Origin of the sequence: Micromonospora sp. NPDC047670 (assembly GCF_043204915.1) — a bacterium.
GTDB lineage: Bacteria > Actinomycetota > Actinomycetes > Mycobacteriales > Micromonosporaceae > Micromonospora.
This window is the reverse complement of sequence record NZ_JBIDDA010000005.1, coordinates 542,965-550,801: the sequence shown is the minus strand read 5'-3', so window position 1 is coordinate 550,801 and position 7,837 is coordinate 542,965. Positions and strand designations below refer to the sequence as shown.

Annotated in this window: 6 protein-coding genes; 3 read left to right on the top strand and 3 right to left on the bottom strand. The window is 71.5% G+C overall.

The window, feature by feature from the left end:
* Nucleotides 1-116: 116 nt before the first annotated feature.
* On the bottom strand, nucleotides 117-1,487 hold the full coding sequence (locus ACGF7U_RS16115) for an alpha/beta hydrolase family protein (protein ID WP_393107151.1): 1,371 nt from the start codon (nucleotides 1,485-1,487) through the stop codon (nucleotides 117-119).
* A gap of 120 nt (nucleotides 1,488-1,607) precedes the next feature.
* Nucleotides 1,608-2,945: an NADP-specific glutamate dehydrogenase gene (gdhA, locus tag ACGF7U_RS16110; RefSeq protein ID WP_393107149.1), complete on the bottom strand. Its 1,338-nt coding sequence runs from the start codon at nucleotides 2,943-2,945 to the stop codon at nucleotides 1,608-1,610.
* Nucleotides 2,946-3,061: 116 nt separating this feature from the next.
* Here gdhA and ACGF7U_RS16105 point away from each other — a divergent pair, with 116 nt between their 5' ends.
* The 3 genes from ACGF7U_RS16105 to ACGF7U_RS16095 all read left to right on the top strand — a co-directional run bounded on the left by ACGF7U_RS16105 (nucleotide 3,062) and on the right by ACGF7U_RS16095 (nucleotide 5,384).
* Nucleotides 3,062-3,382, top strand: coding sequence for a MazG-like family protein (locus ACGF7U_RS16105; protein WP_393107147.1), 321 nt, complete (start codon nucleotides 3,062-3,064; stop codon nucleotides 3,380-3,382).
* Nucleotides 3,383-4,034: 652 nt separating this feature from the next.
* Entirely contained in the window at nucleotides 4,035-4,637 is a 603-nt protein-coding gene (locus ACGF7U_RS16100; RefSeq protein ID WP_393107145.1) for a hypothetical protein, read from the top strand.
* Nucleotides 4,638-5,135: 498 nt separating this feature from the next.
* Nucleotides 5,136-5,384, top strand: coding sequence for a hypothetical protein (locus ACGF7U_RS16095; protein ID WP_393107143.1), 249 nt, complete (start codon nucleotides 5,136-5,138; stop codon nucleotides 5,382-5,384).
* Between the two features lie 95 nt (nucleotides 5,385-5,479).
* Here the strand turns inward: ACGF7U_RS16095 and ACGF7U_RS16090 are convergent, their stop codons facing one another.
* Nucleotides 5,480-7,753, bottom strand: a complete 2,274-nt coding sequence (locus ACGF7U_RS16090) for an ATP-binding cassette domain-containing protein (protein ID WP_393107141.1) — start codon at nucleotides 7,751-7,753, stop codon at nucleotides 5,480-5,482.
* Nucleotides 7,754-7,837 lie beyond the last annotated feature (84 nt).

Genomic DNA, 7,837 nt, shown 5'->3' with positions numbered 1-7,837 from the left:
AGGCCGCCGACCTCGTCGCCCAGCACTGGAACAACTGACGACACGTGTGAACAATCGCTGGCCGGCACCCCGTGCGGGGTGCCGGCCAGCGGCGTCTCCGGTGATGCCGGGGTGGGTCAGCAGGCGGGATAGAGGCGGCGGGTGCCGACGCCGGCGGCGTACGCGGCCCGGTCGCTGAACCGGCAGCCGTAGTCCGACGCGGACACCGCCGCCGGGTCGGTCACCGGGTCGCCAGCGGGACGGGCGCCCGTGCGTACCCAGGACGTCAGGTCGTCCCAGGCGGCGCCGGCCTCGGCCGGGGTGAACTCGCAGTGCTGCGCGGCCCGGATGGCCCGCTGGACGACGAGCCGGGTGCGGCCGTGCTTCGCGACGTCCCGGGCGTACGCCTGTTCCATGGAGAAGGGCACGAACAGGTCGCCGAGGTTGTGCAGGCTGACCACCGGGGCGGTGGGCCGGCCGGCGATGCGCGGCACCTCGGTCAGGGTCGGCAGGATCCGCTGCCGCAGGTTCTCCGGGGCCACCCGCTGCACGGTGGAATTGACGTCGACCGGGCTGTTCGGGCTGTACCGGGTGAACAGGTTGGTCGCGAGCTGCCCTGGACGTTCGGCGGGGGAGTCGCCGCCGTCGGTCGTGCTGATCGCGAAGAGGAAGTCCTTCCAGACCGCGAAGGACGCCGCCGCGCCGGGGCGCGGCCCGCCGGTCCGGTTGATGGTGATGTCGCGCAGTTGCTTGCCGCGGGCGTTGGTGGTGTCCGGGCCGGTAGGGGTGAGCCCGGCCAGCCCGAGGGCCACCTGGATCCGGGGGACGGCGTTGCTCAGGTAGTCCGGCGGGGTCGGGTGGGCCGGCACATCGGCGAGGGCCTGGGCGACCAGGTTGTAGTCCAGGAAGAAGTCCAGCAACTGGTGGTCGCCGAGCACGCCGCACATCGGCAGCGCCCCGTCGTAGAAGCCGGGATACTGCTCCAGCGACCGCGCGATGACGTAGCCGCCCATCGACACCCCGGCCGCGTACGTGCGGTGGGGGCGCCGCACCACCCGGGCGAAGTGGTCAGCCAGGTCCTTGGTGCCACGTACCCCGGAGCGGATGTCGAAGCCGTTGCGGTCGTACGACGAGGACGCCCAGGCGTACCCCTGCTCCAGCAGGCGCTGCCGCAGCCCGAAGCCGGGCGGTTCCGGCGAGAGCACCTTTTCCTGGCCGCGGTAGCCGTGCGCCCACATCACCAGGTCACCGTTCCACGTCGCCGGCACCTCGATGATGAAGCCGGCGTGCCGGTGCACACCCTGCCGGACGGTGGTCGGTGCGCCGCCGACCACCAGCGGGGCCAGCGGCGGATTGCTGATGGTGTAGCCGGGCAGCGGCTGCGTACCGTCGGAATGTCGGTCGGCGGCGGCCGAGGCCGGCGCGGGGCCGGCGAGCCCGACCGCGACGGCCAGAGCGACTCCGGCGGCCAGCAGGCGGCGGGCGGGACGGGCGGGTGAGGACGGCATCGTTGCTCCCCCTCGGACGGTGCCGCCCGGGACGGCGGCGCGACGGGTGCCTACCGGCCGGTAGCGCTCCCGAAGGTAGGCCCGCCGTCGATCCGTGTCAATGGATGACCAACGGCCTGGTCAGATCAGGCCGTGCGCCAGCATCGCCTCCGCCACCCGCCGGAACCCGTCGATGTTCGCCCCGGCCACGTAGTCGCCGGGCAGCCCGTACTCGTCGGCGGTCGCCCAGCAGCGGTCGTGGATGTCCCGCATGATCTCCCGCAGTCGCTGCTCCGACGCGGCGAAGGTCCACGAGTCCCGGCTGGCGTTCTGCTGCATCTCCAGCGCGCTCACCGCCACCCCGCCGGCATTGGCCGCCTTGCCCGGCGCGAACCGCACCCCGGCCCGGCCCAGGATCCGCACCGCCTCCGGCGTGGTGGGCATGTTCGCGCCCTCCACCACCGCGACGCAGCCGCCGGCCACGAGCGCCGCCGCCTCTGCGCCGCCGATCTCGTTCTGCGTCGCGCACGGCAGCGCCAACTCGCAGGGCACCTCCCACACGGTACGACCGGGGACCGCCACCGCGTGCCGCACGTGCCGCGCGTAGTCGTCCAGCCGGGCCCGGCGTTGCTCCTTCAACTCCCGCAGCAGCGCCAGGTCGATGCCCTTCTCGTCCAGCAGGTAGCCGGTCGAGTCGGAGCAGGCGACGACCCTCCCGCCGAGCTGGTGCACCTTCTCGATCGCGTAGATCGCCACGTTGCCGGAACCGGACACCACCACCCGCTTGCCGTCGAGGCTGTCCCCGGCCTGCCGGAGCATCTCGTCGGCGAAGAAGACGGCCCCGTAGCCGGTCGCCTCCCGGCGTACCTGCGCGCCCCCGTACGCGAGGCCCTTGCCGGTGAGCACGCCCGACTCGTACCGGTTGGTGATCCGCTTGTACTGGCCGAACAGGTAACCGATCTCCCGGGCGCCCACGCCGATGTCTCCGGCCGGCACGTCGGTCTGCGCGCCGATGTGCCGGTACAACTCGGTCATGAAGCTCTGGCAGAACCGCATCACCTCCCGGTCGGAGCGCCCCTTCGGGTCGAAGTCCGCGCCCCCCTTACCGCCGCCGATCGGCAGCCCGGTCAACGCGTTCTTGAAGATCTGCTCGAAGCCGAGGAACTTCACGATCCCGAGGTACACCGACGGGTGGAACCGCAGCCCGCCCTTGAACGGGCCGAGCGCGCTGTTGAACTCCACCCGGAAACCCCGGTTCACCTGGATCCGGCCGTGGTCGTCCTCCCACGGCACCCGGAAGATGACCTGCCGCTCGGGCTCGCAGATCCGCTCGACGACGCGCGCCTCGACGTACTCGGGGTGCCGGGCCAGTGCTGGGCCGATGCTCTCCAGCACCTCGCGTACCGCCTGGTGGAACTCCGGCTCGCCGGGATTGCGGGCGACCACGCTGGCGAACACCGTCTCCACGCTCTCCGGCATGCCGACACGTCCCTTCTCTTGGCGCTGGTAGCCCCCGTTGCTACCAGCCGGTGTCGGCGTACCCGCCCACCGTCCCGGGATACGGACTGTGATTCCGGTCCGGTTCACTGGTCGCCGTGGACGACTCGATCTGGGACGCGGTCCGGGCCTCGCGCGGCTGGCTGGACGCCGCAAACGGCACGGGGCAGGCCGAACTGACCTGCCGGATCCTCAAGCTCACCGAGGAGGCGGGGGAGGCGGCGGGCGCCTGGATCGGCCTGCTCGGCCAGAACCCGCGCAAGGGCGTCACCCACACCCGGGACGACGTGGCGGCGGAACTGGCGGACGTGGCGTTCACCGCGCTGGTCGCGATCGAGAGCCTGGGGCTGGACGCGGCCACGGTGCTCGGCGCCTGCGCGGCGAAGGTCCGTGGTCGGGTGGGGCCTCTTCCTGGTTGAGGTGGCTCCTGGCACCTCTCGCGGCTTTGGCTCTTCGGCTTGGCTTCGCGCTGCGCTGTGCTGGGGTGGTCGGCTTCGGCTTGCGGTGCGTGGGGGTGGGGGTGTGGGGGCGCGGGGGGGGGGGGGGGGGGGGGGGGGGGGGGCCCCGCGGGCCCGGCCGCGGGGGGGGGGGGTGTCCCCCGGGCCGGGGCCCGGGGGGCCCCCACCCCGTCGGTGGTCGGGCGTCGTGCGTGCCTGGATGTCGGGTTGGCGGTACGGCGGTCGGTGCGCGTCCCGTCGGTGGGGGCAGGTCGACAGGGGCTGGGCGGTGACATCACGGGTGTCTGGTTTGGGGGTGTGACCGGGGGCATCGTGGGTGTGGAATCGTGGCGGGGTCGGGGTCGTTACATCCGGTGTACGGCTGAGCAAGGGCACGCCCTCGGGTGACGGGCTGGTGTGCGGGGCCCCGGAATGATGGTGGGCCGCTGGTCGTTTCACATGGTCCGGCCGGCGTGAGCGGGCGTCCCCGCGTCCGGCGTGAACGTGGCCTGGTCTGAGCTTCCCGGTGTGCTGCCGGATCCCCCCGTTTTGTTGAGCGCCGGACGGTGCTTGCATCCCTTCGCCGTTCCCCCTTTGGCGGTGGTGGTGCCAACCCCCGAATGGAGCCACTGTGATGAACACGATCATGCGTAAGAGCGTTCTCGGTATCGCTGGTCTCGCCACCGCCGGTGCTCTCGCCGCCGGCCCGCTGAACCACAACGACACCACCGCCCCGATCGAGGCGGGCACCCCGATCACCGCCGTCGCCGTGCAGGCCGACAAGCCGGCCGTCGACAAGGCCAAGCTGATCCCGCACGGTGTGCAGGGCGCGCAGTCGCGCATCGACCTGTCCGATGAGCAGGTCGCCAACGTCAAGGCGATCATCGCGGCGACGAAGAAGGCCGGTATGGACGAGCGGGCCGCGGTGGTGGCCATCGCCACGGCGTTGCAGGAGTCGAAGCTGGAGAACCTGGGTCATCTGGGTGAGCGCAACGACCACGACTCGCAGGGCCTGTTCCAGCAGCGCCCGTCCTCGGGTTGGGGCACGGTGGAGCAGATCACCGACCCGCAGTACTCGACGATGGCGTTCCTCAAGGGTCTCAAGCAGGTCGACGGGTGGCAGGACATGCCCCTGACCGAGGCGGCGCAGACGGTGCAGGTGTCGGCGTACCCCGATCACTACGCGCAGTGGGAGCAGCAGGCCGCCGACCTCGTCGCCCAGCACTGGAACAACTGACACAGACATTCCACGCAAGGGGGACCGCCGGCCGGCACCTGTCACGGGTGCCGGCCAGCGGCACATCTCCAGCACGAGCCGCCGGCCGCCCACCAAGAAAGAGGGCCGGTGCGGGAACACCGGCGGCTGTCGGCTGGTTCAATGAGGTGTCGGTGTGCCCAGTGTCCCCGGGCCTCACCTGAAATGCCTTCGCGGAATACCGTTCGGCTGGAGCCGCGTCGCGCCACGCGCCGAGAGGCGACCTGCACACCGACACCCAGCGCCGCCCCCGGACCCACCCGGTCCGGGGGCGGCGCTGTCTCGCCGCACTCCTGCCACGGCGACGGTGGGGCACCGTGGATATCGAGTACGCCGGCCCCGTGCGCGCGGCGAGCCGGGGCACGGGGAGGCGCGCGGGAGGGAAGAATGGGTCGTAGTGGTGCGCGTCATCAACGGGGTTTGTGCAGCTCAAGGCGGGTAAGTGGGGCACCTCCGAACTTCGAGGCAGGTATCAGCACCATGGCTGCACCCCGCATCCCCGTCCGCTACCACGGTGTGCACCGTGCGGGCGCACGCCCGATCCCGGCGATCGCCCGCACGGTCGCGTCGCTGGCCGTTCTCGTCGTGGTCGCCACGCTCTTCCTCGACGCCCTGTTGATCACCGTTGGGCTGCTCACCCCGGTCGCGGCCTCGGTGTCGCCGCTGCGGCGCTGGCTGGACCGGCTGGCGACCCCGTCGGCGCGCGCCGTCCCCGCGTCCGGACGCTGACGCCCGCGAACCCGTGCCGTCCAGCGCGCCGGGCGCGGAACGTGCCCTGGCACCGGCGCGGGCTCGCGGCGCCGGGACCAGGGCACGTCGCCCGCTCAGCGGTCGACGTACTTGCGCAGGTGGCGGGCCGTCAGGGTGTCGCCGTGGGCCACCAGGTCGGCCGGGGTGCCGGTGAACACGATCCGGCCGCCGTCGTGCCCCGCACCGGGCCCGAGGTCGATCAGCCAGTCGGCGTGCGCCATGACCGCCTGGTGGTGCTCGATGACGATGACGGTGTTGCCGGCGTCCACGAGCCGGTCCAGCAGCGCGAGCAGTTGGTCCACGTCGGCCAGGTGCAGGCCCGTGGTCGGCTCGTCCAGTACGTAGGTGCTCGCGCTGTCGGCCATGTGGATGGCCAGCTTGAGCCGCTGGCGTTCGCCGCCGGAGAGGGTGTTGAGCGGCTGTCCGAGGGTGAGGTAGCTCAGCCCGACGTCGAGCAGTCGGTCGAGGATGACCCGGGCCTGACCGGTGGGGAAGAAGTCCCGGGCCTCGGTGGCGGACATCGCGAGCACCTCGCTGATGTTCTTCCCGCGTAGCTGGTAGGTGAGCACCTTCGGCGTGAAGCGCCGGCCCTCGCAGTCCTCGCAGACCGAGGCGACGCCGGCCATCATGGCCAGGTCGGTGTAGACCAGCCCGATGCCCTTGCAGGTCTGGCAGGCGCCCTCGGAATTGGCGCTGAACAACGCCGCCTTGACCCCGTTGGCCTTGGCGAACGCGGTGCGGATCGGGTCCAGCAGGCCGGTGTAGGTGGCCGGGTTGCTGCGCCGGGAACCCCGGATCGGGGACTGGTCGACGACCACCACGCCGTCGCGGCGGTGCAGCGAGCCGTGGATCAGCGAGCTCTTGCCGGAGCCGGCCACGCCGGTGACCACCGTCAGTACCCCGAGAGGGATGTCGACGCTGACGTCGCGCAGGTTGTGCAGGTCGGCGTGGCGGATCGACAGGTGGCCGGACGGGCGGCGTACCTGTTCGCGCAGGCGGACGCGGTGGTCGAGGTGGCGGCCGGTGAGGGTGTCCGAGCGGCGCAGGCCGGCGACGTCGCCGGTGTAGCAGATCCGGCCGCCGGCGGTGCCCGCTCCGGGGCCGAGGTCGACCACGTGGTCGGCGATCGCGATCGTCTCCGGCTTGTGCTCGACGACCAGCACCGTGTTGCCCTTGTCGCGCAGGCGCAGCAGCAGGTCGTTCATCCGGGCGATGTCGTGCGGGTGCAGGCCCACGGTCGGCTCGTCGAAGACGTACGTGACGTCGGAGAGGCTGGAGCCGAGGTGCCGGACCATCTTCACCCGCTGCGCCTCGCCGCCGGAGAGGGTGGCGGACTCGCGGTCGAGGCTCAGGTAGCCCAGGCCGATCTCGACCAACGATTCGAGCAGGTCGCGCAGGTTGCCGATGAGCGGGGCGACCGACGGGTCGTCGATCGCGCGGACGAATTCGGCCAGGTCGCTGATCTGCATGGCGGAGCACTCGGCGATGTTGCGGCCGGCGATCCGGGAGGACAGCGCCGCCTCGTTGAGTCGCGCGCCGCCGCAGGCGGGGCAGGTGGTGAACGTGACCGCCCGGTCGACGAACGCGCGGATGTGCGGCTGCATCGACTCGCGGTCCTTGGCCAGGTAGAGCCGGCGCACCTTGACCGCGAGGCCCTCGTACGTCCAGTTGTTGCCGCCCACCTTGATCTTGGTGGCCGGCTTGTGGAGGAAGTCCTCCCACTGCTGCGGCGTGTAGTCCTGGAGCTTGACGTCCGGGTCGAACAGGCCCGAGTTGACGATGGTCTGCCAGTACCACGAGTCGACGGCGAAGTTGGGCACCGTGATCGCGCCGTCGTTGAGGGAGCGTTCGACGTCGACCATCTCGTTGACGTCGAGGTCGGAGATCCGGCCGAGTCCCTCACAGGACGGGCACATGCCCTCGGCCAGGTTGAAGCTGAACGCGCCGGCCCCGCCGACGTGCGGGGTGCCGAGCCGGCTGAACACGATCCGCAGCATCGCGTACGCGTCGGTGGCGGTGCCGACGGTGGAGCGGGAGTTGGCGCCCATCCGCTCCTGGTCGACCACGATGGCCGGGGTCAGGTTGCGCAGCGAGTCGACGTCGGGCCGGCTCAGGCTCGGCATGAACGACTGGAGGAAGGCGCTGTAGGTCTCGTTGATCAGGCGCTGTGACTCGGCGGCGATGGTCCCGAAGACCAGCGAGGACTTCCCCGACCCGGAGACCCCGGTGAAGACGGTCAGCCGGCGTTTGGGGATGTCGACGGAGACGGCGGCGAGGTTGTTCTCCCGCGCTCCGCGTACCTCGATCATGTCGTGACTGTCGGCGGCGGAGCGTGCTGGCTGCTGCATGCGAACCCTTCGAAGGTCGGGGGGCGGGTTGTCCCGCCGGACTGCTGCCACAGGGACCGGGTCACCCACCCTTCCGTACACCAT

Bases quoted from the DNA above. Each gene is read 5' to 3' on its own strand.
- ACGF7U_RS16115 (WP_393107151.1), bottom strand. From the start codon at position 1,487: ATGCCGTCCTCACCCGCCCGTCCCGCCCGCCGCCTGCTGGCCGCCGGA.
- gdhA (WP_393107149.1), bottom strand. From the start codon at position 2,945: ATGCCGGAGAGCGTGGAGACGGTGTTCGCCAGCGTGGTCGCCCGCAAT.
- ACGF7U_RS16100 (WP_393107145.1), top strand. From the start codon at position 4,035: ATGAACACGATCATGCGTAAGAGCGTTCTCGGTATCGCTGGTCTCGCC.
- ACGF7U_RS16095 (WP_393107143.1), top strand. From the start codon at position 5,136: ATGGCTGCACCCCGCATCCCCGTCCGCTACCACGGTGTGCACCGTGCG.
- ACGF7U_RS16090 (WP_393107141.1), bottom strand. From the start codon at position 7,753: ATGCAGCAGCCAGCACGCTCCGCCGCCGACAGTCACGACATGATCGAG.